Source organism: Leclercia sp. LSNIH8 (assembly GCF_002920195.1).
Lineage (GTDB): Bacteria > Pseudomonadota > Gammaproteobacteria > Enterobacterales > Enterobacteriaceae > Enterobacter.
On sequence record NZ_PQJY01000005.1, the window covers coordinates 463604 to 489538 of the forward strand.

The 25935-nt window shown below is 56.4% G+C and carries 23 protein-coding genes; 15 read left to right on the forward strand and 8 right to left on the reverse strand.

Annotated features, from left to right (window positions below; all coding sequences use genetic code 11):
* Positions 1–6: 6 nt before the first annotated feature.
* Both fhuD and fhuB read left to right on the forward strand, forming a co-directional pair.
* Entirely contained in the window at positions 7–882 is an 876-nt protein-coding gene (gene fhuD, locus C3406_RS16865) for a Fe(3+)-hydroxamate ABC transporter substrate-binding protein FhuD (RefSeq protein ID WP_476629940.1), read from the forward strand.
* Complete coding sequence (gene fhuB / locus C3406_RS16870; protein WP_103823290.1) at positions 879–2861, forward strand: Fe(3+)-hydroxamate ABC transporter permease FhuB; 1983 nt, start codon at positions 879–881, stop codon at positions 2859–2861. Before fhuD ends, fhuB begins: the two co-directional genes overlap by 4 nt.
* A gap of 94 nt (positions 2862–2955) precedes the next feature.
* Here the strand turns inward: fhuB and hemL are convergent, their stop codons facing one another.
* Positions 2956–4236 carry a glutamate-1-semialdehyde 2,1-aminomutase gene (gene hemL / locus C3406_RS16875; RefSeq protein WP_103823291.1) on the reverse strand — a complete coding sequence of 427 codons (1281 nt, stop codon included), beginning with the start codon at positions 4234–4236 and terminating at the stop codon, positions 2956–2958.
* A gap of 177 nt (positions 4237–4413) precedes the next feature.
* Here hemL and clcA point away from each other — a divergent pair, with 177 nt between their 5' ends.
* Both clcA and erpA read left to right on the forward strand, forming a co-directional pair.
* Positions 4414–5790 carry a H(+)/Cl(-) exchange transporter ClcA gene (gene clcA, locus C3406_RS16880; RefSeq protein ID WP_103823292.1) on the forward strand — a complete coding sequence of 459 codons (1377 nt, stop codon included), beginning with the start codon at positions 4414–4416 and terminating at the stop codon, positions 5788–5790.
* Positions 5791–5869: 79 nt separating this feature from the next.
* Positions 5870–6214 (forward strand): iron-sulfur cluster insertion protein ErpA, encoded by a 345-nt coding sequence (erpA, locus tag C3406_RS16885; RefSeq protein WP_039030319.1) that lies wholly within the window; start codon positions 5870–5872, stop codon positions 6212–6214.
* 40 nt (positions 6215–6254) lie between these two features.
* Here erpA and C3406_RS16890 read toward each other — a convergent pair whose 3' ends face one another.
* From C3406_RS16890 to mtnN, 3 genes are read right to left on the reverse strand one after another with little or no spacing between them, the layout of a single operon-like run.
* Positions 6255–6878 (reverse strand): TRIC cation channel family protein, encoded by a 624-nt coding sequence (locus C3406_RS16890; protein WP_103823293.1) that lies wholly within the window; start codon positions 6876–6878, stop codon positions 6255–6257.
* Between the two features lie 16 nt (positions 6879–6894).
* Entirely contained in the window at positions 6895–7695 is an 801-nt protein-coding gene (gene btuF, locus C3406_RS16895) for a vitamin B12 ABC transporter substrate-binding protein BtuF (RefSeq protein ID WP_103823294.1), read from the reverse strand.
* A complete protein-coding gene (gene mtnN, locus C3406_RS16900) occupies positions 7688–8386 on the reverse strand; it encodes a 5'-methylthioadenosine/S-adenosylhomocysteine nucleosidase (protein WP_103823295.1) in 699 nt (232 codons plus the stop codon). The genes btuF and mtnN overlap by 8 nt, the downstream gene beginning before the upstream one ends.
* A gap of 82 nt (positions 8387–8468) precedes the next feature.
* Here mtnN and dgt point away from each other — a divergent pair, with 82 nt between their 5' ends.
* The 3 genes from dgt to cdaR all read left to right on the forward strand — a co-directional run bounded on the left by dgt (position 8469) and on the right by cdaR (position 12858).
* On the forward strand, positions 8469–9983 hold the full coding sequence (gene dgt / locus C3406_RS16905) for a dGTPase (RefSeq protein WP_103823296.1): 1515 nt from the start codon (positions 8469–8471) through the stop codon (positions 9981–9983).
* Positions 9984–10113: 130 nt separating this feature from the next.
* The gene (gene degP / locus C3406_RS16910) at positions 10114–11541 is read left to right on the forward strand and encodes a serine endoprotease DegP (protein WP_103178329.1); all 1428 of its coding nucleotides are present in this window, start codon (positions 10114–10116) and stop codon (positions 11539–11541) included.
* 159 nt (positions 11542–11700) lie between these two features.
* A complete protein-coding gene (gene cdaR, locus C3406_RS16915; protein WP_103178330.1) occupies positions 11701–12858 on the forward strand; it encodes a DNA-binding transcriptional regulator CdaR in 1158 nt (385 codons plus the stop codon).
* 91 nt (positions 12859–12949) lie between these two features.
* Here the strand turns inward: cdaR and C3406_RS16920 are convergent, their stop codons facing one another.
* The 4 genes from C3406_RS16920 to map form a co-directional block, all read right to left on the reverse strand.
* The gene (locus C3406_RS16920) at positions 12950–13339 is read right to left on the reverse strand and encodes a DUF3461 family protein (protein WP_032616607.1); all 390 of its coding nucleotides are present in this window, start codon (positions 13337–13339) and stop codon (positions 12950–12952) included.
* Between the two features lie 111 nt (positions 13340–13450).
* Positions 13451–14275 carry a 2,3,4,5-tetrahydropyridine-2,6-dicarboxylate N-succinyltransferase gene (dapD, locus tag C3406_RS16925; RefSeq protein WP_103823297.1) on the reverse strand — a complete coding sequence of 275 codons (825 nt, stop codon included), beginning with the start codon at positions 14273–14275 and terminating at the stop codon, positions 13451–13453.
* A 30-nt stretch (positions 14276–14305) separates the two neighbouring features.
* Positions 14306–16981 carry a bifunctional uridylyltransferase/uridylyl-removing protein GlnD gene (gene glnD / locus C3406_RS16930; RefSeq protein ID WP_103823325.1) on the reverse strand — a complete coding sequence of 892 codons (2676 nt, stop codon included), beginning with the start codon at positions 16979–16981 and terminating at the stop codon, positions 14306–14308.
* Between the two features lie 62 nt (positions 16982–17043).
* Complete coding sequence (gene map / locus C3406_RS16935) at positions 17044–17838, reverse strand: type I methionyl aminopeptidase (RefSeq protein ID WP_103178331.1); 795 nt, start codon at positions 17836–17838, stop codon at positions 17044–17046.
* Positions 17839–18159: 321 nt separating this feature from the next.
* Here map and rpsB point away from each other — a divergent pair, with 321 nt between their 5' ends.
* The 8 genes from rpsB to rseP all read left to right on the forward strand — a co-directional run bounded on the left by rpsB (position 18160) and on the right by rseP (position 25925).
* Positions 18160–18885, forward strand: a complete 726-nt coding sequence (rpsB, locus tag C3406_RS16940; protein WP_103178332.1) for a 30S ribosomal protein S2 — start codon at positions 18160–18162, stop codon at positions 18883–18885.
* Between the two features lie 117 nt (positions 18886–19002).
* Positions 19003–19854, forward strand: a complete 852-nt coding sequence (tsf, locus tag C3406_RS16945; protein WP_103823298.1) for a translation elongation factor Ts — start codon at positions 19003–19005, stop codon at positions 19852–19854.
* A gap of 149 nt (positions 19855–20003) precedes the next feature.
* The gene (gene pyrH / locus C3406_RS16950) at positions 20004–20729 is read left to right on the forward strand and encodes a UMP kinase (protein ID WP_032616613.1); all 726 of its coding nucleotides are present in this window, start codon (positions 20004–20006) and stop codon (positions 20727–20729) included.
* 168 nt (positions 20730–20897) lie between these two features.
* Entirely contained in the window at positions 20898–21455 is a 558-nt protein-coding gene (gene frr, locus C3406_RS16955) for a ribosome recycling factor (protein ID WP_103178334.1), read from the forward strand.
* A gap of 92 nt (positions 21456–21547) precedes the next feature.
* Positions 21548–22747, forward strand: a complete 1200-nt coding sequence (gene ispC / locus C3406_RS16960) for a 1-deoxy-D-xylulose-5-phosphate reductoisomerase (RefSeq protein WP_103178335.1) — start codon at positions 21548–21550, stop codon at positions 22745–22747.
* 185 nt (positions 22748–22932) lie between these two features.
* The gene (ispU, locus tag C3406_RS16965) at positions 22933–23691 is read left to right on the forward strand and encodes a (2E,6E)-farnesyl-diphosphate-specific ditrans,polycis-undecaprenyl-diphosphate synthase (RefSeq protein ID WP_103178336.1); all 759 of its coding nucleotides are present in this window, start codon (positions 22933–22935) and stop codon (positions 23689–23691) included.
* A gap of 12 nt (positions 23692–23703) precedes the next feature.
* Complete coding sequence (gene cdsA / locus C3406_RS16970) at positions 23704–24561, forward strand: phosphatidate cytidylyltransferase (protein WP_103823299.1); 858 nt, start codon at positions 23704–23706, stop codon at positions 24559–24561.
* 11 nt (positions 24562–24572) lie between these two features.
* Entirely contained in the window at positions 24573–25925 is a 1353-nt protein-coding gene (gene rseP, locus C3406_RS16975) for a sigma E protease regulator RseP (RefSeq protein WP_103178338.1), read from the forward strand.
* Positions 25926–25935: the final 10 nt, after the last annotated feature.

A 25935-nucleotide genomic window follows, 5' to 3' on the forward strand; every position in this document is an offset into this window, starting at 1 on the left:
GATTTTATGATTAGCCGTCGCCGCCTGCTGACGGCCATGGCCCTCTCGCCGCTGCTGTGGAAAATGAACATGGCGCAGGCTGCCGCTATCGATCCGCAGCGCATTGTGGCCCTGGAGTGGCTCCCCGTTGAGCTGCTGCTGGCGCTTGGCGTGACCCCTTACGGCGTGGCCGATATTCCCAACTACACCCTGTGGGTGAACGAGCCGCGGCTGCCGGCGTCGGTTATCGACATCGGCCTGCGTACCGAGCCCAACCTCGAATTACTCACCCAGATGAAACCCTCGTACCTGGTCTGGTCGGCCGGGTATGGCCCGTCAGAAGAGAAGCTGGCGCGCATTGCGCCGGGGCGGGGTTTTGCCTTCAGCGACGGGAAAAAGCCGCTGACCAATGCCCGGAAATCGTTAACCGAGATGGCGCAGCTCCTGAATCTGGAGAGTGCGGCCCGCCAGCATCTCGACCATTTCGACAGCGTGATTGACAGTTTCAAACCGCGCTTCGCCGGTCGCGGCGATCGCCCGCTGCTGATGGTGACGCTGCTCGATGCCCGCCATATGCTGGTGTTTGGCAATAACTGCCTGTTCCAGGAAGTGCTGGATCGCTATGGGATTAAAAACGCCTGGGAAGGGGAGATGACCTTCTGGGGCAGTACCGCCGTCGGGATCGACCGTCTGGCGGCGTTTAAGGATGTGGATGTGCTCTGCTTCGATCACGGCAATGAACGGGAAATGCAGGCCTTAATGGCGACGCCGCTATGGCAGGCGATGCCGTTTGTCCGCCAGCAGCGCGTGAAGCGCGTTCCCGCGGTGTGGTTCTACGGCGCAACGCTGTCGGCGATGCACTTTGCCCGCGTGCTGGATAGCGCCCTGGGAGGCCAGGCATGAGGTCACGGATTGCCCTTTTCCCGGCGCTCTTTATGGCGCTGCTGCTGGCCGTTGCGCTGGGCTTAACCTGGTGGAACCTGAGCATTGCGCTGCCGCGCAGCCAGTGGGGCAGCGCGCTGGCCGCCCCGGATATCGACAATATTCAACAGATGCTGTTCCACTACAGCCTGCTGCCGCGGCTGGCGATCTCGCTGCTGGTGGGGGCAGGGCTCGGGCTGGTGGGCGTACTGTTCCAGCAGGTGCTGCGTAACCCGCTCGCCGAGCCAACCACTCTGGGGGTGGCGACTGGCGCACAGTTGGGGATGACTATTATCACCCTGTGGGCGCTACCGGGCGTACTGGCGGCGCAGTTCGCCGCGCTGGTGGGCGCTTGCGTCGTCGGGGCGATTGTCTTTGGCGTGGCCTGGGGCAAACGCCTCTCGCCGGTCACCCTGATCCTGGCAGGCCTGGTGGTGAGCCTCTACTGTGGCGCGATCAACCAGCTGCTGGTGATTTTCCATCATGACCAGCTGCAAAGCATGTTCCTGTGGAGTACCGGGACGCTGACGCAAACCGACTGGAGCATCGTCCAGCGCCTCTGGCCACAGCTGCTCGGCGGCGTGGTGCTGACTCTGCTGCTGCTGCGCCCGCTCACCCTGATGGGGCTGGATGATGGCGTGGCGCGTAACCTCGGGCTGGCGCTCTCGCTGGCGCGTCTGGCAGCGCTGACGCTGGCGATTGTTATCAGTGCTCTGCTGGTGAATGCCGTGGGCATCATCGGCTTTATCGGCCTGTTCGCGCCGCTGCTGGCCAAAATGCTGGGGGCGCGGCGCTTGCTCTCCCGACTGATACTGGCCCCGCTGATTGGGGCGCTGATCCTCTGGCTCTCTGACCAGGTGATCCTCTGGCTGACCCGGGTGTGGATGGAGGTCTCCACCGGTTCTGTAACCGCCCTGATCGGCGCGCCGCTGCTGCTGTGGCTGCTGCCGCGTCTGCGCAGCATGAGTGCCCCGGCAATGAACGCGGGCGATAAAGTGCAGGCCGAGCGCCACCACGTGGTGTGGTTTGCCCTGGCAGGCGGCGCGGTACTGCTGCTGGCGGTGATAGCGGCGATGGCGTTTGGCCGGGATGCGCAGGGATGGCACTGGGCGAGCGGAGCGATGCTTGACGAACTGTTGCCGTGGCGCGCGCCGCGTATTTTTGCCGCCCTGATGGCGGGGGTGATGCTGGCGGTGGCGGGCTGCATTATTCAGCGTCTCACCGGTAACCCGATGGCGAGCCCGGAAGTGTTGGGGATCAGCTCCGGTGCGGCGTTCGGCGTGGTGCTGATGCTCTTCTTTGTGCCGGGTAATGCCTTCGGCTGGCTGATGCCTGCGGGTAGCCTTGGTGCCGCAGCGACGCTGCTGATTATCCTGGTCTCCGCCGGACGCGGCGGCTTCTCGCCGCACCGGATGCTGCTGGCGGGGATGGCGCTGAGTACCGCCTTCACCATGCTGCTGATGATGCTGCAGGCCAGCGGCGATCCGCGTATGGCGCAGATCCTGACCTGGATTTCCGGCTCAACCTATAATGCGACGACCGAACAGGTCATGAGCACCGGGATAGCAATGATCCTCCTGCTGGCGCTGGTGCCGCTCTGCCGTCGCTGGCTGACGGTGCTGCCGCTGGGGGGCGACACGGCCCGTTCGGTGGGCATGGCGTTGAACCGCTCGCGAATCGGCCTGCTGCTGCTGGCGGCGGCGCTGACGGCGACGGCGACCCTGACGATTGGCCCGCTGAGTTTTATCGGGCTGATGGCGCCGCACATCGCGCGGATGATGGGCTTCCGCCGGACGATGCCGCACATTGTGATGTCGGCGTTAATCGGAGGGATAGTGTTGGTGTTCGCCGACTGGTGCGGCCGGATGGTGCTGTTCCCGTATCAGATCCCGGCGGGGCTGCTCTCCACCTTTATCGGTGCGCCGTACTTTATCTATCTGCTGCGCAAGCAGAGCCGGTAAAAAAATGCCGGGTGGCGGCTTCGCCTTACCCGGCCTACGGTTCGAGGGTTTTGCAGGCCGGGTAAGCGTTAGCGCCACCCGGCAAACAACATCATCAAAGCTTCGCAAACACCCGGCGCGCCGCCTCGATGGTTTTGTTGATATCCTCTTCGCTGTGCGCAACTGACATAAAGCCCGCCTCAAACGCCGACGGCGCCAGGTAAACGCCCTCGTCCAGCATCAGATGGAAGAAGCGCTTGAAGCGCTCAACATCGCACTGCACCACATCCTGATAACAGGTGACGGTTTTAGCCGTGGTGAAGAAGATCCCGAACATGCCGCCGACGTGGTTTACCACCAGCGGAATACCCGCATCCTCCGCCGCTTCCAGCAGACCGTTTGCCAGTTGGGTGGTGCGATCGGTCAGGGTGGTGTGGATCCCCGGCTGGGCCACTTCGGTCAGGCAGGCGAAACCAGCGGCCATGGCAATTGGGTTCCCGGAGAGGGTGCCCGCCTGGTAGACCGGACCGGTTGGAGCCAGCGCATCCATCACCTCTTTGCGGCCACCAAAGGCGCCCACCGGCATGCCGCCGCCGATGATTTTGCCCAGACAGGTGAGATCCGGCACCACGTCGTAATAAGACTGGGCGCCCGCCAGCGCCACGCGGAAGCCGGTCATCACTTCGTCGATAATCAGCAGCGCGCCGAACTCATCGCACAGCGCACGCAGGCCCTGCAGGAAGCCCGGCTGCGGTGGAATGCAGTTCATGTTGCCCGCCACCGGCTCAACGATGATGCAGGCGATCTCCTGCGGATACTGCTCAAAGGCGGCACGCACCGAATCGAGGTCGTTATAGGTGCAGGTCAGGGTATGCTTCGCGAAATCCGCCGGCACGCCCGGCGAGTTCGGCTGGCCGAGAGTCAGCGCGCCGGAACCGGCTTTCACCAGCAGGCAGTCGGCATGACCGTGGTAGCAACCTTCAAATTTGATGATTTTGTCACGGCCGGTAAAGCCACGGGCCAGACGGATGGCGCTCATGGTCGCTTCGGTACCGGAGTTCACCATGCGCACCATATCCATGGTCGGGACCAGTTCAGTCACCAGCTCCGCCATTTTGACTTCCATCTCGGTCGGTGCGCCAAAACTTAAACCGCGCTCCGCCGCTTCGATGACCGCGTTACGGATAGCCGGGTGGTTATGCCCCAGTACCATCGGGCCCCATGAGCCGACATAGTCGATATAGGCTTTGCCATCCACATCATACAGATAGGCGCCATCGGCACGTTCAATAAACAGCGGTGTACCGCCCACGCCGGTAAAGGCACGGACCGGGGAGTTAACACCGCCAGGGATTAGCTCGCGGGCAGCGCTGTAAAGCGTTTCAGACTTACTCATGGCGTGATTCCTGGCTCGTATAAAATGGTTAAGCGCACTATTCTAAGTGATTCGTGGAAGGTTATGAAATTTTTACCCTGGTAATGCATTAACAATTGTTAAGCAATTTTCAGAAGACGGCTGGACGGTCTCTGGTAAAATCCCTGCGGCGATTTGTATGACGAAAATTAACAGGCAATGAAATCAGACTCCCCCTCATTTGAAGAACAACAATTTGCGCGCGCGCAATACCGTATCAGCATTCGTCGGCTGCTCAACCGTGACAAGACGCCGCTGGCAATTTTGCTGGGCGCAGCCGTTGTCGGCACGCTGGCAGGGCTGGTGGGCGTCGCGTTCGAAAGGGCCGTCAATGGCGTACTGAACTGGCGCATTGGCACCGTTGCGGGTTATGCCGATCGTGAAGGGGTAGTCTGGATCCTGGCGTTCGGCTTATCTGCCCTGCTTGCGATGGTCGGTTATTTTCTGGTGCGTAAATTCGCCCCGGAAGCGGGCGGCTCGGGGATCCCTGAGATAGAAGGGGCGCTCGAAGAGCTGCGTCCGGTCCGCTGGTGGCGTGTAGTGCCTGTTAAGTTTATCGGCGGAATGGGGACGCTTGGAGCGGGGATGGTGCTCGGGCGGGAAGGGCCGACCGTACAGCTGGGCGGTAATGTTGGCCGTATGGTCAGCGATCTGTTCAGGATGCGCAGTGCTGAAGCACGCCATACGTTGCTGGCAACCGGTGCCGCCGCGGGGCTTTCCGCTGCGTTTAATGCCCCGCTGGCGGGAATACTCTTTATCATCGAAGAGATGCGCGCTCAGTTTCGCTATAACCTGATCTCGATTAAAGCGGTCTTTACCGGCGTGATTATGTCGAGCATTGTTTTTCGGCTTTTCAATGGCGAAGGGGCGGCCATTGAGGTCGGTAAGTTGACCAACACCCCGGTCAATACGCTCTGGCTCTATCTGATCCTCGGCATGATTTTTGGCATTGTTGGCCCGCTGTTTAATGCCCTTATTATTCGTGCTCAGGATATGTTCCAGCGGATCCACGGCGGCAATACAACCCGATGGGTGCTGGTGGGTGGCCTGCTGGGGGGCGTGTGCGGCGTGCTGGGCTTTATCGAACCCAACGCGGCTGGGGGTGGCTTTGGGCTGATCCCCATTGCGGCTGCGGGTAACTTCAGCATTGGCCTGCTGCTGTTTATGTTTATCTCGCGGGTCATCACCACCGTACTCTGCTTCTCTTCCGGCGCCCCTGGCGGCATTTTTGCCCCGATGCTGGCGTTGGGGACGTTGCTGGGTACGGCCTTTGGCATGGCCGCCGCCGCAGGCTTCCCGGCGTATCATCTTGAGGCCGGTACCTTTGCCATCGCCGGAATGGGGGCGCTGCTGGCGGCTTCGTTGCGCGCGCCGCTGACCGGCATTGTGCTGGTGCTGGAGATGACCGACAATTACCAGCTCATTTTGCCAATGATCATTACCTGCCTGGGGGCCACACTATTAGCCCAGTTCCTCGGCGGACAACCGCTATACTCCACCATTCTTGCCCGTACCCTGGCGAAGCAGAATACTTGAATGAATTACCAGGGTATTAGATAATGACAACAAGAATTGGGTGATTTTTACCCACTAGCAGTATTCATGGGAGCATAAGATGAGTGATGACGTAGCGCTGCCGTTGCAGTTTACCGAAGCAGCAGCCAAAAAAGTAAAAGACCTGATTTCCGATGAAGACAACCCGGAGCTGAAATTGCGTGTGTACATTACCGGCGGCGGCTGCAGCGGCTTCCAGTATGGATTCACCTTTGACGATCAGGTTAACGATGGCGACATGACCATTGAGAAGCAGGGCGTCGCGCTGGTTGTTGACCCGATGAGCCTGCAGTATCTGGTCGGTGGCTCTGTTGACTACACCGAAGGTCTGGAAGGTTCACGCTTTGTGGTAACCAACCCGAACGCGACCAGCACCTGCGGGTGTGGTTCTTCGTTCAGCATCTGACGGTAATGCCCGGTGGCGCTTCGCTTACCGGGCCTACTCGCTATCTTCCATTATCATCCAGCGCAAAGGTTGGCAGCTTCAGATGCCAGCGGATTGCCGCCAGTCTGATTGCCAGCGTCACCACCATCCCCAGCATCGCCGCCTGTTCCAGCGGAACATGAAAGGTATACCAGGCCGTGGCGTGAACGATCCCGCCCAGAATACAGGCCGTAGCGTAGATTTCCGTTCGCAGGATCATCGGCACTTCGCGCGCCAGAATATCGCGGATAATCCCACCGCCCACGCCGGTCACCACCCCCATACAGATAGCCACCATCGGGCCGGTGCCAGCCATAAAGGCTTTGTTTACGCCAATGCCGACAAACACCGCGAGGCCAACTGCATCCAGCACCGGCAGCAGCCATTTCGGCAGGCGACGCGGCTGGCGGACGAGAATGATGGTTAACAGGCAGGTGACCATGGCCACCACCAGGTCGGTGGGATCCTTGACCCAGAATACCGGGCCATGATCCAGCGCCATGTCGCGGATCGTTCCGCCGCCGACGGCCGTGACCACACCTAATACCAGCACGCCAAACGGATCCATACGTAACTTACCGGCCAGCAGAACGCCGGAAATCGCAAAAACGGCTGTGCCAAGAATATCCAGCCAGTAAACGAGCATCGTAATCCTCGAGAAATTAGTGACTCTGCGACAGCGCAGAGCAGAGTTGTTTTGCGGCGAGGATAATACGCGGGCTCGCACGCTCAAACCAGTCACTGTTCAGCGGAATCACGGGTATTTTTAGCTGACCTTGCCAGTACTGTTCTATTTTAGGAATATCGCCCGCCGAACCACCTACCACGATCGCCTGAGGCTGGCGCGCCAGTACCTGCTCACGGCTCACCTGGGGCCAGGGAACCCGGCTGGCCGCGAAGATATTTTCCCCGCCACACAGCTCAACAACCTGATGTTGCAGGGAGCCCTGGCTGGTGGTGAAGAGCGGCTGTTGACCGAACTGAATGAATACCCGCTTTTTCGGCAGTGCGCCGTAGGTGGCCTTGAGGGCGGCAAAATCAGCCATCATCTGCTGCGCAGCTTGCTGCGCCTGCGCCGGAGTGGGGCTCCAGCGGGCGAGATCGCGCAGGGCCTGGGCAATCTGCTCTATGCGGGTGGCATCGATCCATTGCACTTTTATGCCAAGCGAGGTGAGCTGGTTGACCTGACGCTCGGCATTGCCGCCGCGCCAGGCCAGCACTAGATCGGGCTTCAGCGCGACGATGCGTTCGACATTAATGCCTTGCCAGGTGGCGACCTGTTCAATGTTAGCGGCTTCGGGAGGATAGTCGGAATAACTGCTGACCCCGACGGGGGTGATCCCGGCGGCAAACGCCAGTTCGGTATTGGCAGGGGAGAGGGTAATTACACGCGGCGCGGCCAGAAGCCACGCCGGTGTCAGCAGAAGCAGCGCAAGCAGCGCCCTTTTGAGCGGCTTAGCCACGCGCCAGTTTCTGCACCAGCGTCTCAACCATCAGGCTGGACTGTTTGGCAGCAACCACGAGGAACTCGTCGAAGCTCAGGTGAGACTGCTGATCGGCAACGTCGGAGATGGCGCGAACCACGACGAACGGCACGCTGAAGTTATGGCAAACGTGCGCGATGGCGGTCGCTTCCATTTCCACAGCGATCGCCTGCGGGAAGTTGTGGCGGATTTTTGCCAGGTTAACGGAGCCGTTGATAAAGGCGTCGCCGCTGACAATCAGGCCGCGCACGGCGTTCAGGTTCAGCTCTGCGATGCAATTTTCCGCAGCAGCAACCAGTTTTTCATCGGCCTTGAAGCCTGCCGGGCAGCCCGGAAGCTGGCCATACTCGTAACCAAAGGCGGTCACATCGGCGTCGTGGTAGCGCGCTTCGTCAGAGACCACGATGTCGCCCACTTTCAGGGTTGGTGCAAGACCGCCCGCAGAGCCGGTGTTGATGATCACGTCTGGCTTGCAGCGCTCCAGCAGCAGGGTGGCGCCCAGCGCGGCGGAAACTTTACCGATACCCGATTTCAGCAGAGCAACTTCAGTTCCGTTCAGCGTGCCAGTGTAAATTTCGCAACCGCCCAGAGAGAGGGTCTGACGGTTCTCAATTTTGTCACGCAGCAGCGTAACTTCTTCTTCCATTGCTCCAATAATACCGATTTTCATAGATTTACTCGCGATGTGCCTTGTTAAGATGCATAGTCTATCATGCGGTTAAGGGGAAACGCATTCTCACGCGGGGGAGCACATGGCACCAATCGATTTTCGCACCAAGATTAACTGGCAGCGTCGCTACCGCTCTCCGCAGGGGAACAAGAGCGAACACGAGATCCTGCGCATCTTTGAAAGCGACCGCGGGCGCATCATTAACTCTCCGGCGATCCGTCGGTTACAGCAAAAAACGCAGGTCTTCCCGCTCGAACGCAACGCCGCCGTGCGTACCCGGCTCACTCACTCGCTGGAGGTCCAGCAGGTGGGGCGCTACATCGCCAAAGAGATCCTGAGCCGCCTTAAAGAGCAGCGCCTGCTGGCAACCTACGGCCTGGACGAGCTGACGGGGCCGTTCGAAAGCATCGTTGAGATGGCGTGCCTGATGCACGATATCGGTAATCCCCCCTTTGGTCATTTTGGCGAAGCGGCGATCAATGACTGGTTCCGCCAGCGTCTGTACCCTGCTGATGCCGCAAGCCAGCCGCTGAGCGACGATCGCTGTGTGGTGCAGGATCTGCGGCTGCGTGAAGGCGAGGAGGCGCTGAACGCGCTTCGTCGTAAGGTGCGCCAGGATTTGTGTCACTTTGAGGGAAATGCGCAGGGCATCCGGATGGTGCACTCCCTGATGCGCATGAACCTTACCTGGGCACAGGTGGGATGCATTCTGAAATATACCCGTCCCGCCTGGTGGCAGGGCGATCCCCCTGAGACGCACAATTATTTGATGAAAAAGCCGGGCTATTATTTCTCTGAAGAGGCGTATATAGAGCGGCTGCGTCAGGAGCTCTCCCTTCCGCAGTATGGCCGTTTTCCATTAACCTGGATTATGGAAGCGGCAGACGATATCTCCTATTGCGTTGCCGATCTGGAAGATGCTGTCGAAAAAAGAATATTCAGCGTCGAGGGGCTTTATCAGCATCTTTATGATGCCTGGGGTAATCATGAAAAAGGTTCATTGTTTTCGCAGGTTGTCGAAAACGCCTGGGAGAAGTCACGTTCGAACACCCTCAGCCGCAGCACCGAAGATCAGTTCTTTATGTATTTACGCGTCAATACCCTTAATAAACTGGTGCCCTATGCGGCTGAGCGTTTTATAGACAATATTGAGCAGATCTACCGCGGGGAATTTAACCATGCGCTGCTTGAGGATGACAGTGGATTCAGTCAACTCCTTGAGCTCTATAAGAATGTGGCGATGCGGCACGTGTTCAGCCATCCGGATGTCGAGCAGCTGGAATTACAGGGCTATCGCGTGATAACCGGCCTGCTGGAGATCTATCGCCCGCTGCTGCAATTATCCGTGGACGACTTTAGTGAGCTGGTTGAAAAGGAACGGGTACGCCGTTTTCCGATTGAGACCCGGCTATTTCATAAACTTTCGACGCGCCATCGGCTGGCATATGTGGAATCTATTGGTAAATTAAATCGCCAGCAGGCGGACTGGCCGGTGCTGGAGTTTTATTATCGCTGCCGGCTGATCCAGGACTATATTAGCGGAATGACGGACTTATATGCATGGGATGAATACCGCAAGTTGATGGCGGTGGAATAACGAGGAGTTTTGTAAAGACGAACAATAAATTTTTACTTTTTCCAGAAACTTAATACCGGAACTAAGCCCAGCAAAACGAATCTGATGTACACAGCAATTGTGCGTGACCTGTAAATCGAGATTAAGAAACATGAAAAAAACCACTTTAGCAATGAGTGCACTGGCTCTGAGTTTAGGATTAGCGTTGTCTCCACTGTCTGCAAGCGCAGCGGAGACCGTATCGTCGGCCGCCACTGCACAGCAGATGCCAAGCCTGGCGCCGATGCTGGAAAAAGTGATGCCATCGGTGGTCAGTATCAATGTCGAGGGCAGCACCACCGTCAACACGCCACGCATGCCACGTAACTTCCAGCAGTTCTTCGGCGATAACTCGCCGTTCTGCCAGGACGGTTCCCCGTTCCAGAGCTCTCCATTCTGCCAGGGCGATGGCGGCGGTAACGGCGGCGGCCAGCAGCAGAAGTTTATGGCGCTGGGCTCTGGTGTCATCATCGATGCCGCCAAAGGCTACGTCGTCACCAACAACCACGTGGTGGATAACGCCACCAGCATTAAGGTTCAACTGAGCGATGGGCGTAAGCTCGACGCCAAAATCGTCGGGAAAGATCCTCGCTCTGATATCGCCCTGATTCAGATTCAGGATCCGAAAAACCTGACCGCGATTAAGCTCGCCGACTCTGACGCGCTGCGCGTAGGGGATTACACCGTGGCTATCGGTAACCCGTTCGGTCTGGGTGAGACGGTCACCTCCGGTATCGTTTCTGCCCTTGGCCGTAGCGGTCTGAACGCAGAAAACTATGAAAACTTTATCCAGACGGATGCGGCGATTAACCGCGGTAACTCCGGTGGCGCGCTGGTCAACCTGAACGGTGAGCTGATCGGGATTAACACCGCGATCCTCGCCCCGGACGGCGGCAACATCGGCATTGGCTTCGCTATCCCAAGTAACATGGTGAAAAACCTGACGGCGCAAATGGTTGAGTTTGGTCAGGTTAAACGCGGTGAGCTGGGTATTCTGGGTACCGAGCTGAACTCCGAGCTGGCGAAAGCGATGAAGGTTGATGCCCAGCGCGGTGCGTTTGTCAGCCAGGTCATGCCGAACTCCTCCGCAGCGAAAGCGGGGATCAAGGCCGGTGACGTGATCACCACCCTGAACGGTAAACCGGTAAGCAGCTTCGCGGCACTGCGTGCGGAAGTGGGCTCCATGCCGGTAGGCAGCAAAGTGACCCTGGGCCTGCTGCGTGAAGGTAAACCGGTTAACGTGAATCTGGAACTGCAGCAGAGCAGCCAGAATCAGGTGGATGCCGGCACCATCTTCAGCGGCATCGAAGGTGCGGACATGAGCAACAAAGGCCAGGATAAAGGCGTGTCGGTGGACAACGTTAAAGCCAACAGCCCGGCGGCCCGTATCGGCCTGAAGAAAGGGGATGTGATTATCGGTGCCAACCAGCAGCCGGTTAAGAACATCGCTGAACTGCGCAAAATCCTCGACAGCAAACCGTCGGTACTGGCGCTGAATATCCAGCGTGGCGACACCTCTCTCTATCTGCTGATGCAGTAATCCGTTCAGCCCCTGTTTCCGCCCGGAAACAGGGGCTTTTTACTGCCGTTCTGTGAACCCTTCCACAAGTCCATACTTCTCCCTGTGAGTTTGTGCATCTGCACAATGCAGCACTGATTAATCTTCCTTATGCTTGAGCTCTGCTCAGAGGAGGGCGACATGGCTGGCTGGCATCTTGATACCAAAATGGCGCAGGATATTGTGGCGCGAACAATGCGCATCATCGACACCAATATCAACGTGATGGACGCACGTGGCCGGATCATCGGCAGTGGCGACCGCGAGCGTATTGGGGAATTGCACGAAGGCGCACTGCTGGTGCTCTCCCAGGGGCGCGTGGTGGACATTGATGACGCGGTGGCGCGACATCTGCACGGTGTGCGGCAGGGGATCAACCTGCCGCTGCGCCTTGAGGGCGAAATTGTCGGGGTTATCGGGCTTACCGGTGAGCCGGAATCCTTGCGTAAATATGGCGAGCTGGTCTGCATGACGGCAGAGATGATGCTGGAGCAATCCCGCCTGATGCACCTGCTGGCGCAGGACAGTCGCCTGCGTGAAGAGCTGGTCATGAACCTGATTCAGGCGGAAGAGCACACCCCGGCGCTGACCGAGTGGGCGCAGCGTCTGGGCATTGACCTCAACCAGCCCCGCGTGGTGGCGGTAATTGAGGTGGACAGCGGGCAGTTGGGCGTCGATAGCGCGATGGTGGAGCTGCAACAGCTACAGAACGCACTGGCGACGCCGGAGCGCAATAACCTGGTGGCGATCGTCTCCCTGACCGAAATGGTGGTACTCAAACCGGCGTTAAACCAGTTTGGCCGCTGGGATGCAGAAGATCATCGTCGCCGCGTGGAGCAGCTGATTGCGCGGATGAAAGAGAACGGGCAGCTGCGTTTCCGGGTGGCATTAGGTAACTATTTTACCGGTCCGGGAAGCATCGCCCGCTCCTGGCGCACGGCCCGAACCACGATGATGGTCGGCAAGCAGCGTATGCCGGAAAGCCGCAGCTATTTTTACCAGGATTTGATGTTGCCGGTGCTGCTCGACAGCCTGCGCGGCGGCTGGCAGGCCAACGAACTGGCGCGTCCGCTGGTGCGTCTGAAAGCGATGGATAACAACGGCTTGCTGCGGCGCACCTTACAGGCGTGGTTCCGTCATAACGTGCAGCCACTGGCGACCTCAAAGGCGCTCTTTATTCATCGTAATACGCTGGAGTATCGCCTGAACCGGATATCGGAGTTAACGGGGCTGGATCTGGGGAATTTTGACGACCGTCTGTTGCTGTATGTGGCCTTGCAGTTGGACGAGCAGCGGTGATTTTTGCCCGGTGGCGCTGCGCTTACCGGGCCTGCAAAACCCGGGAGTAGGCCGGGTAAGGCGAAGCCGCCACCCGGCACACAGGAACGGCTTATTTGTTACGGGTCAGCTTCTCAAGATCCGCTTCGATTTCCGTGATCTTGTGGGCAACCACGCTTTCCAGATGACGCAGGTCATCCAGGATCTTACGCTTCAGATCCACTTCAGTGCGATCGCGCTGGCAAATCTGATCCAGTTCATCGATCACATAGCGCAGATTTGGGCTGATCTCCTGCACCTCTTTGTAACCCTGGCCGATGCCATCGGCAACGACAGTTTTACGCTGACGCGGGTACTTGAACTTTACACTTTTGGCGAAGAACTCACCCTTATCCTTGTGAAAATAGATTTTCAGGATATCGTTATTGGCTTCCTGACGGAGGCTGTAACGGTCAATTTCATCAGGATTAGTAATGCCCAGACTTTTCAGATTATCGTACATAGCGGTACCCTTGATCTCAACATAACCCATGAATAATTCACGAAAAAATCTATTTTCGCCACCCTCAGATATAAAAAAAGCGGGGTCGCCCCCGCTTTTTGTTATACCCGATTAATCGATGGTGCGCAGTAGTTCGTTGATACCAACTTTGCCGCGGGTTTTCGCATCGACTTTTTTAACGATCACCGCACAGTACAGGCTGTATTTGCCATCTTTAGAAGGCAGGTTGCCGGATACCACCACGGAGCCCGCCGGAACGCGACCGTAATGCACTTCACCGGTTTCACGATCGTAAATACGGGTGCTCTGGCCGATGTAGACGCCCATGGAGATCACGGAGCCTTCTTCTACGATCACGCCTTCAACCACTTCGGAGCGTGCGCCGATGAAGCAGTTGTCTTCGATGATGGTTGGGTTAGCCTGCAGCGGCTCAAGAACCCCACCGATACCCACGCCGCCAGAGAGGTGGACGTTTTTACCGATCTGCGCACAGGAGCCAACGGTCGCCCAGGTATCTACCATGGTACCTTCGTCAACGTAAGCACCGATGTTCACGTAGGATGGCATCAACACGGTGTTGCGGGCAATGAATGCACCCTGACGAACGGCTGCCGGTGGCACCACGCGGAAGCCTTCTTTCTGGAAACGCGCTTCGTCGTAATCGGCGAATTTCATCGGGACTTTATCGAAGTAGCGGCTTTCCGCACCGTCGATAACCTGGTTATCGTTAATACGGAAAGAGAGCAGTACCGCTTTCTTCAGCCACTGGTGAGTGACCCACTGACCGTCGATCTTTTCGGCTACACGCAGCGCGCCGGAATCAAGCAGAGAAATAACCTGATTAACCGCCTCGCGGATCACGGTATCCACATTTGCCGGAGTAATTTCGGCGCGACGCTCAAAAGCGGACTCAATAACGTTCTGTAACTGCTGCATAGTTCAACTCTTTCCAGGTAAAAAAAAACATCACCCTTTATCGTTTGGATTGAGGGCTGCTGTCAACCGTTGTTGCACTTCCTGTTGCAGGGCATTATTAAGCCCACGACGGTCGGCGGTGGCGATTATAAATAAATCTTCTACTCGCTCGCCAATGGTTGTAATTCTGGCGCCATGCAGCGAAATTCCCAGATCCGCAAAAACCTGCCCGACCCGGGCCAGCAGCCCCGGCTGGTCGAGGGCGATCAGCTCGAGGAACGATTTCCGGTCGGTATGCGTCGGCAGGAAATTGACCTCCGTATCGACGGTAAAGTGGCGCAGTTTGGCCGGCTGTCGACGCGGCTGCGGTGGCTGCCAGCTGTGCTGGGTGATCGCCTGCTCCAGCCCGAAGCGGATCGGCTCGTGACGATCCGCCGACAGCGGACTGCCGTCCGGCTCCAGCACAATAAAGGTATCCATCGCCATGCCGTCGCGGGTGGTGAAAATCTGCGCGTCGTGCACGCTGAGATTACGCCTGTCGAGCTCGGCGCAGACGGCGGCGAACAGGTAAGGGCGGTCGGGGCTCCAGATGAAGATCTCTGTTCCCCCGCGGGTCGCCTGCGGGCTCAGCAGGATCAGCGGTTTCGTCAGATCGTGCTGCAACAGATGACGAGCGTGCCAGGCCAGCTGGTTTGGGCTGTGGCGCACAAAGTAGTTGGCGCGACAGCGGGCCCAAATCTGATGCAGCGCCTCTTCATTGATATTCTCCATCCGCAGCAGCGCCAGGGCCTGCATCTGGTGATGGCGCACGCGTTCGCGCATGTCCGGGGTACTCTGCATGCCGCGGCGCAGCTGTTTCTCGGTGGCGAAATAGAGCTCGCGCAGCAGACTCTGCTTCCAGCTGTTCCACAGCGTCTCGTTGGTGGCGCAGATATCGGCCACCGTTAGACAGACCAGGAAACGCAGGCGGTTTTCCGTCTGTACCTCTTCGGCAAACTGTTTGATCACCTCGGGATCCTGAATATCGCGCCGCTGGGCGGTGACCGACATCAGCAGATGATGGCGAACCAGCCAGGCCACCAGCTGGGTTTCGCGCGAATTGAGCCCGTGTAGTTCGGCGAATTTCAGCACATCTTCTGCACCGAGGATCGAGTGGTCGCCGCCGCGCCCTTTGGCGATATCGTGGAACAGGGCGGCAATCAGGATCAGCTCCGGGTTGGTGAGGCGCGGCCAGAGTTCAACGCAGAGTGGGTGACGGCTGCGCACCTCCTCCTGGGCGAAGCTCTCCAGCTTCAGCATCACGCGGATAGTGTGTTCATCAACGGTGTAGGCATGGAACAGGTCAAACTGCATCTGGCCGACGATATGCGACCACTGCGGCATATAGGCCCAGAGCACACTGTGACGGTGCATCGGCAGCAGCCCGCGGCTTACCGCGCCCGGATGACGCAACATGCTCAGAAACAGCGACCGCGCTTCGGGGATATAGCACAAAGGCTGAGTGAGATGGCGGCGGGCATGGCGCAGGTGGCGCAGGGTGGTGGAGTAGATCCCGGTGATGGTGCTGTTACGCACCATGGCGTAAAACATCCGCAGGATCGCTTCCGGCTTGCGGATAAACAGCGTCTCGTCACGGAGATCGATCAGCGTGCCCCGCAGCTGAAACTCATCGTCGATCGGACGCGGTTTTTCATCGGCGGTCAGGGCGAGGATCGCCTCGTCAAACAGCTGCAGCAGCATCTGGTTGAGCTCGCCGACCCGGCGGGTGACGCGGAAGAAGTCCTTCATCATCTGCTCGACCGGCTCGTTACCTTCGCCGCTGTAGTGCAGGCGTTGGGCGACGCTTAACTGACGATCGAACAGCAGGCGGTTGTCGTAGCGGGTCACTTCGAGATGCAGGGCAAAACGGATGCGCCACAGCAGGTGCAGGCACTCATTCAGCTCGTTACGTTCCGCTTCGGTAAGAAAACCAAAACCGACCATCTCATCGAGCGAAGTGGCGCCGAAATGGCGACGGGCCACCCACTGCAGGGTGTGGATATCGCGCAGGCCGCCCGGGCTGCTTTTGATGTCCGGCTCCAGGTTGTAGCTGGTGCCGTGGTAGCGCTGGTGGCGCACCTGCTGCTCATCGACCTTAGCGGCAAAGAACTTCTCTGACGGCCAGAAGCCGTCGCTGAATATGTGCTTTTGCAGCTCCAGGAACAGCGCCACGTCGCCAATCAGCAGCCGCGTTTCAATCAGGTTGGTGGCGACGGTGAGATCGGATAATCCTTCCAGCAGACACTCTTCCAGGGTACGAACACTGTGGCCGACTTCCAGCTTGACGTCCCACAGCAGGGTCAACAGTTCGCCCACTTTTTGCGCCTGCTCGTCAGGCAGCTTTTTGCGGCTCAGGATCAGCAGATCGATATCCGACAGCGGGTGCAGCTCGCCACGGCCATAGCCGCCGACGGCCACCAGCGCGACGTCGGCCAGCTGGCCAAAACCGTAATCAATCCACAAACGCTGCAGAAGCTGATCGATAAACTCCGTGCGCGCCTCAATCAGCGCTTCGGCGGAGACCCCGCTGTCAAAGGCTTCGCCCAGCCAGCGCTGGAAGGTATCAATGTGCGCTTTGATTCCGGCGCAGGTCAGCTCGGCCGTGGGCCAGACGCCGGGGTTATCCGGCTGACCAGGAAGGGTGGGGAGTGCCGTATTGGCATACTGTTCGGGTAAAAGGTTACTCATTGCGCGCCACCCATAAGAAAAAACGATAGCCATTAAAAAAGCCGGCATTTGCCGGCTTCTTATCATGCGTCTTGCGAGAGTATCGCCGGGATGGTGTCATCCTTGCGTAACGTCAGAATTTCGCAGCCGTTGTCTGTCACCACAATAGTATGCTCGTACTGGGCAGACAAGCTCCGGTCTTTGGTTTTCACCGTCCAGCCATCCTTCATGGTACGGATGCGGTAATCGCCGGAGTTGACCATCGGCTCGATGGTGAAGGTCATGCCCGCCTGCAGCACCACGCCGCCGTCATCAGCATCATAGTGCAGAACCTGCGGCTCTTCGTGGAACACACGGCCAATACCGTGACCGCAGTATTCGCGCACCACAGAGAAACCCTGGGCTTCAACGAATTTCTGAATCGCCGCACCGAGAGTACGCAGGCGAATGCCTGGCTTAACCATCTTCAGCGCCAGATAAAGGCTCTCCTGGGTCACCTTGCACAGGCGCTCACCCAGAATGGTGGGTTTGCCGACGATGAACATCTTAGAGGTGTCACCGTGGTAGTCATCTTTAATGACGGTCACGTCGATGTTAACGATGTCGCCATCTTTCAGCAGTTTTTCGTCATCCGGAATGCCGTGGCACACCACTTCATTAATAGAGATGCAGACGGATTTCGGGAAGCCGTGATAGCCGAGGCAGGCGGAGACCGCGTGCTGTTCGTTCACGATATAGTCGTTACAGATGCGATCCAGTTCGCCCGTGCTAACGCCCGGCTTAACGAACGGCTCAATCATTTCCAGCACTTCAGCGGCCAGACGACCGGCGACGCGCATCTTTTCAATTTCTTCAGGTGTCTTAATAGAGATAGCCATGTAATCTGTCCATCAGTGTCGTTTTTTTCGACAATACTAGTCTAAGTGTTGTCAATGGTAACAGTCAGGCGCACATGCTGCCAAACTGAGATTCCTTTACCGCACACACCGCTAACAATTGTTGGTTTCGGGTAGCGATTTGTGATATAAAGCGCGCCGGACTTCCGATCCATTTCAGATACACAGGATGGACGGGAGCGACAAATCTCACTTTGTGTAACAACACACACGTATCGGCACATATTCCGGGGTGCCCTTTGGGGTCGGTAATATGGGATACGTGGAGGCATAACCCCAACTTTTAAATAGAGGTTTTAAAACATGGCAACTGTTTCCATGCGCGACATGCTCAAGGCTGGTGTTCACTTCGGTCACCAGACCCGTTACTGGAACCCGAAAATGAAGCCTTTCATCTTCGGCGCACGTAACAAAGTTCACATCATCAACCTTGAGAAAACTGTACCAATGTTCAACGAAGCCCTGGCTGAGCTGAACAAGATCTCTTCCCGTAAAGGTAAGATTCTGTTCGTTGGTACTAAGCGCGCTGCAAGCGAAGCTGTGAAAGAAGCTGCTAACAGCTGCGACCAGTTCTTCGTGAACCATCGCTGGCTGGGCGGTATGCTGACTAACTGGAAAACCGTTCGTCAGTCCATCAAGCGCCTGAAAGATCTGGAAACCCAGTCTCAGGACGGTACTTTCGAAAAGCTGACCAAAAAAGAAGCGCTGATGCGCACTCGTGAGCTGGACAAGCTGGAAAACAGCCTGGGCGGTATCAAAGACATGGGCGGCCTGCCGGACGCACTGTTCGTTATCGATGCTGACCACGAGCACATCGCAATCAAAGAAGCTAACAACTTGGGTATCCCAGTATTCGCAATCGTTGATACCAACTCCGATCCGGACGGTGTTGACTTCGTTATCCCGGGTAACGACGATGCAATCCGTGCTGTTAGCCTGTACCTGAGCGCTGTAGCTACTACCGTTCGTGAAGGCCGTTCCCAGGATCTGGCTTCTCAGGCGGAAGAAAGCTTCGTAGAAGCTGAATAATAAGGTTCTACCCCTTATTAGTACCGTGTATGAATAGGGGCCCATTACCGGCCCCTTTTTTCAATTTATACTGTTTGGCCGCAGGCCGGGCAGTTCACATCTCCCGAGGATTTTAGAATGGCTGAAATTACCGCATCCCTGGTAAAAGAGCTGCGTGAACGTACTAGCGCAGGCATGATGGAGTGTAAGAAAGCGCTGGTTGAAGCTAACGGCGACATCGAGCTGGCTATCGAAAACATGCGTAAATCCGGTGCGATCAAAGCGGCTAAGAAAGCAGGCAACGTTGCTGCTGACGGCGTGATCAAAACCAAAATCGAAGGCAACTTCGGCGTGATTCTGGAAGTTAACTGCCAGACTGACTTCGTTGCTAAAGATGGTGGTTTCCAGGCATTCGCTGACAAAGTACTGGACGCAGCTGTTGCAGGTAAAGTGACCGATGTTGAAGTCCTGAAAGCACAGTTCGAAGAAGAGCGCATTGCGCTGGTAGCGAAAATCGGTGAGAACATCAACATCCGCCGTGTTGCTATCCTCGAAGGTGACGTACTGAACAGCTACCAGCACGGTGCACGTATCGGTGTTCTGGTTGCGGCTAAAGGCGCTGACGAAGAGCTGGTTAAACAGCTGGCAATGCACGTTGCTGCAAGCAAGCCAGAATTCGTTAAGCCAGAAGACGTCTCTGCTGAAGTGGTAGAAAAAGAGTACCAGGTTCAGCTGGACATCGCCATGCAGTCTGGCAAGCCAAAAGAGATCGCAGAGAAAATGGTTGAAGGCCGCATGAAGAAATTCACCGGCGAAGTTTCTCTGACTGGTCAGCCATTCGTTATGGATCCAAGCAAATCTGTTGCGCAGCTGCTGAAAGAGCACAACGCTGACGTAACTGGCTTCATCCGCTTCGAAGTGGGCGAAGGCATCGAGAAAGTTGAGACTGACTTCGCAGCAGAAGTTGCTGCAATGTCCAAGCAGTCTTAATCAGCGAAAAGAAGCCGCCTGAGGGCGGCTTCTTTTTGTGTACGGCAGTGTAATTCAGCCAGACGCCTATAGAGTCTGTGTTGAGATGCGATATATCATGTCGCCAGAATTAACCTCATCTTAATCGTTGACAGTCCCAGGAAAGAAATATGGCTACCAATGCAAAACCTGTTTACAAACGTATTCTGCTTAAGCTGAGTGGCGAAGCGCTGCAGGGGTCGGAAGGCTTCGGTATTGACGCAAGCATCCTTGACCGCATGGCGCAGGAGATCAAAGAACTGGTTGAACTGGGCATCCAGGTTGGCGTAGTCATTGGCGGAGGTAACCTTTTCCGTGGCGCAGGGCTGGCAAAAGCTGGCATGAACCGCGTTGTGGGCGATCACATGGGTATGTTGGCAACGGTCATGAATGGCCTGGCAATGCGTGATGCCCTGCATCGTGCCTATGTGAATGCGCGCCTGATGTCCGCTATTCCGTTGAATGGCGTCTGTGATAACTACAGCTGGGCCGAAGCGATCAGCCTGCTGCGCAATAACCGCGTGGTGATCCTCTCCGCCGGTACGGGTAACCCGTTCTTTACGACCGATTCCGCAGCCTGTCTGCGCGGTATCGAAATCGAAGCCGATGTGGTGCTGAAAGCCACTAAAGTGGATGGCGTGTTTACTGCCGATCCGGCAAAAGATCCTGCAGCCACCATGTACGATCAGCTGACCTATAGCGAAGTACTGGATAAAGAGCTGAAAGTGATGGATCTTGCCGCCTTCACGCTGGCTCGCGACCACAAATTGCCGATTCGTGTCTTCAACATGAATAAGCCTGGCGCGCTGCGTCGCGTTGTAATGGGCGAAAAAGAAGGCACTTTGATCACGGAATAATTTCCGTCGACGATAAATACAGGTAAGATTCCGCTCTACTTTCTATGGGTTTCTTACCTGGACACGCCCCGGGCGTTGTCATGAATTAAACGGGACTATACTTAGCACATCATTAACGGTGGTGCTGGCGGATAGTCTGCCTGAGACAAGTTTTCAAGGATTCGTAACGTGATTAACGACATCAGAAAAGATGCTGAAGTACGCATGGATAAATGCGTCGAAGCGTTCAAAAACCAAATCAGCAAAATTCGTACAGGCCGTGCTTCCCCAAGCCTGCTGGACGGCATCGTGGTGGAGTACTACGGTACGCCAACGCCACTGCGTCAGCTGGCTAACGTGACGGTCGAAGATACCCGTACGCTGAAAATCAACGTGTTTGACCGCTCTATGGGCCCGGCCGTTGAGAAAGCGATCATGGCTTCCGATCTGGGTCTGAACCCAAGCTCAGCCGGTACCGACATTCGCGTTCCACTGCCACCGCTGACCGAAGAGCGTCGTAAAGACCTGATCAAAGTGGTGCGTGGCGAAGCCGAGCAGGGCCGTGTCTCCGTACGTAACGTTCGCCGTGACGCGAACGATAAAGTGAAGGCGCTGCTGAAAGAGAAAGAGATCAGCGAAGACGACGATCGCCGTTCCCAGGACGACGTTCAGAAACTGACCGACGCCGCTATCAAGAAAATTGACGCGGCGCTGGCAGAAAAAGAAGCAGAGCTGATGCAGTTCTGATTTCTGTCGTAATCTGATAAAACGCCGTACAGAAGGTCTTTGGGCTTTGCTGGCGGCGTTTTGCTTTTCTGGTTCACTTTTCCGGGCATCTCATGAAGCAATTAACTCTCCTTGGCTCGACCGGCTCAATCGGTTGCAGCACTCTCGATGTTGTTCGCCATAATCCAGACCACTACGCGGTGGCCGCCCTTGTCGCAGGCAAAAACGTTCATCGTATGGTGGAACAGTGCCTGGAGTTCACCCCGCGCTACGCGGTGATGGATGATGAAGCGAGCGCCCGGCAGGTTAAGGCGCTGCTGGCGGAGAAGGGCAGCCGTACCGAGGTGCTGAGCGGGCCAGAGGCTGCCTGTGAAATGGCCGCGCTGGATGACGTCGACCAGGTCATGGCCGCTATCGTTGGCGCGGCGGGGTTACTGCCTACGCTTGCCGCGATCGATGCCGGAAAATCCGTTTTACTGGCCAATAAAGAGTCGCTGGTGACCTGTGGTCGCCTGTTTATGGACGCCGTGAAGCGCAATGGCGCGCGCCTTTTGCCGGTAGATAGCGAACATAACGCGATTTTTCAGAGTTTACCGCAACCCTTTCAGGAGAACCTGGGGTACGCTGATCTCGAGCAGAATGGCGTCTCTTCTATCCTGCTTACCGGGTCTGGTGGCCCGTTCCGTGACACGCCGCTGTCTGAACTGGTCTCAATGACCCCGGATCAGGCATGCCGTCACCCGAACTGGTCGATGGGGCGTAAAATCTCCGTTGATTCGGCCACCATGATGAATAAAGGTCTGGAATATATTGAAGCCCGCTGGTTATTCAACGCCTCGGCAGCGCAGATGGAAGTGTTGATTCATCCCCAGTCGGTGATCCACTCCATGGTGCGTTATCGTGATGGCAGCGTGATGGCGCAATTAGGTGAACCTGATATGCGCACGCCTATCGCCCATACGATGGCCTGGCCAAACCGCGTAAGCTCAGGCGTTAAGCCACTCGATTTTTGCAAGCTGAGTGCGCTGACGTTTAGCGCGCCTGATTATCAGCGTTATCCGTGTCTGAAGCTGGCGATGGAGGCCTTCGAGCAGGGGCAAGCGGCGACGACCGCACTTAACGCGGCGAATGAAATCGCTGTCGCCGCCTTCCTCGAAAAGCAGATCCGCTTTACGGATATCGCTGCGCTGAACCTGTCTGTGCTTGAGGCGATGGATCTACGCGAACCGCAAAGTGTGGATGACGTATTGACCGTCGACGCAAAAGCGAGGCTCACGGCGCAAAAAGCGGTGACGCACCTCGCAAGCTGGTGATAATCCACCCGCAGGTGGTCATGCTATTTGTTAGCGTTGGGCTTCAGTGATATAGTCTGCGCCACCTGATTGCGGGTAGTTGACGTTCTGTGGTCAGGTAAGCCGTGGTATGACACGGCTTTTTTACGTAAAGGCTTCAGTATTCCTGAGTACCGTTAAATCCTTTCAGGGACCAAAAACGCGTTATGTTGTCTGCGAACCAACCAATAAGCGAAAACTTGCCGGCTCATGGCTGTCGTCATGTAGCAATCATCATGGATGGCAATGGCCGCTGGGCGAAAAGACAAGGGAAGATCCGAGCCTTTGGGCATAAAGCTGGGGCGAAATCTGTGCGCCGCGCGGTTTCTTTTGCCGCCAATAACGGCATTGACGCGTTAACGCTCTATGCTTTCAGCAGTGAAAACTGGAATCGACCTGCGCAGGAAGTCAGCGCGTTGATGGAATTGTTCGTGTGGGCATTAGACAGCGAAGTAAAAAGCCTGCACCGCCACAACGTTCGCCTGCGTATTATCGGCGATACCAGTCGTTTTAACTCACGTCTGCAGGAACGCATTCGTAAAGCGGAGGCGTTGACCGGGCAAAATACCGGCTTAACGCTCAATATCGCTGCGAATTATGGCGGACGTTGGGATATTGTCCAGGGTGTGCGGCATTTGGCTGAACAGGTTCAGGAAGGGCTCTTAAGGCCGGACCAGATTGATGAAGAGGCGCTGAGCAAGCAAATCTGCATGAGTGAACTGACACCCGTGGATTTAGTAATTAGGACAGGGGGAGAACATCGCATCAGTAACTTTTTGCTGTGGCAAATTGCCTATGCCGAACTTTACTTTACAGATGTTCTTTGGCCCGATTTTGATGAACAAGACTTTGAAGGTGCGCTGCATGCCTTTGCCAATCGAGAGCGTCGTTTCGGTGGTACCGAGCCTGGTGGCGAAAACGCCTGATGGGGGTAGCTTTTGCTGAAGTATCGCCTGATTTCTGCGTTTGTTTTAATACCTGTTGTCATCGCGGCGCTGTTTTTACTGCCTCCGGTGGGATTTGCGATTGTCACACTGGTCGTTTGCATGCTGGCGGCGTGGGAATGGGGACAGCTTAGCGGCTTTACCTCGCGTTCCCAGCGGGTATGGCTGGCGGTGCTGTGCGGCTTGATGCTGGCGCTGATGCTCTTCATGCTGCCAGAGTATCATCACAATATCCATCAACCGATCATTGCAGGTTCGCTCTGGCTTTCGCTGGGATGGTGGCTGGCAGCGTTGCTGCTGGTGCTCTTCTATCCGGGCTCTGCCTCGCTGTGGCGTAACTCGAAAGTGCTGCGCCTCTGCTTTGGGCTATTTACCATCGTTCCTTTCTTCTGGGGAATGCTTGCCCTTCGCACCTGGCACTACGACGATAACCCATACAGCGGCGCGTTATGGCTGCTTTATGTCATGATTCTCGTCTGGGGGGCTGACTCTGGCGCCTATATGTTTGGTAAACTGTTTGGCAAACATAAGCTGGCCCCGAAAGTCTCTCCGGGTAAAACCTGGCAGGGCTTTATTGGCGGTCTGTTTACGGCGGCGATTATCTCCTGGGGTTACGGCATATGGGCCAACCTCGAGGTCGCACCGGCAACATTATTGGTCTGTTCAATTGTCGCAGCGCTGGCTTCCGTGCTGGGTGATTTGACCGAGAGTATGTTTAAGCGTGAAGCAGGGATCAAAGACAGTGGCAATCTCATTCCAGGGCACGGTGGTATCCTGGATCGCATAGACAGCCTGACGGCGGCAGTACCCGTGTTTGCCTGCCTGTTTTTGCTGGTGTTTGGGACGATTTAACGGAAGGTTTTATGCTTAGCATTCTCTGGAATCTGGCGGCATTCATTGTTGCACTGGGTGTACTTATCACGGTGCATGAATTTGGCCATTTCTGGGTTGCTCGGCGCTGTGGGGTGCGTGTTGAGCGCTTTTCCATTGGCTTTGGTAAAGCGCTCTGGCGTCGTACCGATCGCCACGGCACAGAATTTGTTATTGCCCTCATCCCTTTAGGCGGCTACGTCAAGATGCTGGATGAACGCGTAGAGTCGGTTGCTCCTGAAATGCGCCACTACGCGTTCAACAACAAAACTGTTGGTCAGCGCGCCGCTATCATTGCTGCCGGTCCGGTTGCAAATTTCATCTTTGCTGTCTTTGCTTACTGGCTGGTGTTTATCATCGGTGTCCCTGGCGTTCGTCCGGTTGTTGGTGAAATTACACCCAATTCCATCGCGGCAAGCGCGCAAATTAATCCGGGGATGGAACTTAAAGCAATTGATGGCATCGAAACCCCTGACTGGGATGCCGTTCGGTTGCAACTGGTCGCCAAAATTGGCGATGAGAGAACCACCGTTAGCGTGTCATCTTTCGGTTCAGAGCAACGTCAGAATAAAATTTTGGATTTGCGCCACTGGACCTTTGAGCCGGATAAAGAAGATCCTGTTGCGGCATTAGGTATCCGGCCGCGCAGCGCGCAGATTGAACCGGTACTGGCTGAAGTCCAGGCTGATTCAGCAGCGCGTAAAGCAGGTTTGCAAGCTGGCGACAGGATCGTTAAAGTCGATGGTCAGCCTTTAACGCAATGGATGACCTTTGTTACTCTGGTGCGTGATAATCCAGGAACGCCGCTGGCGCTGGAGATAGAAAGGCAGGGGAGTCCGCTCTCCTTAACGTTGATTCCGGATACCAAGCCGGGCGGCGGAAAGGCTGAAGGGTTCGCAGGCGTGGTGCCTAAAGTGATCCCGCTGCCTGATGAGTACAAGACAATACGCCAGTATGGGCCGTTCAGCGCCATCCTTGAAGCCACGGATAAAACATGGCAACTGATGAAGCTGACCGTGCAGATGCTGGGGAAATTGATTACCGGTGATGTAAAACTGAACAACCTCAGTGGGCCGATCTCGATCGCTCAGGGGGCTGGGATGTCAGCAGAGTTCGGGGTGATTTACTATCTGATGTTTCTTGCGCTCATCAGCGTGAACCTCGGGATAATCAACCTGTTCCCACTTCCCGTTTTAGACGGGGGCCATCTGCTGTTTTTAGCGATAGAGAAGCTAAAAGGCGGGCCGGTATCCGAGCGAGTTCAAGACTTTAGTTATCGCATTGGTTCGATTTTACTGGTGCTGTTAATGGGGCTTGCACTTTTCAATGATTTCTCTCGGTTGTAAGAGAGTGTTA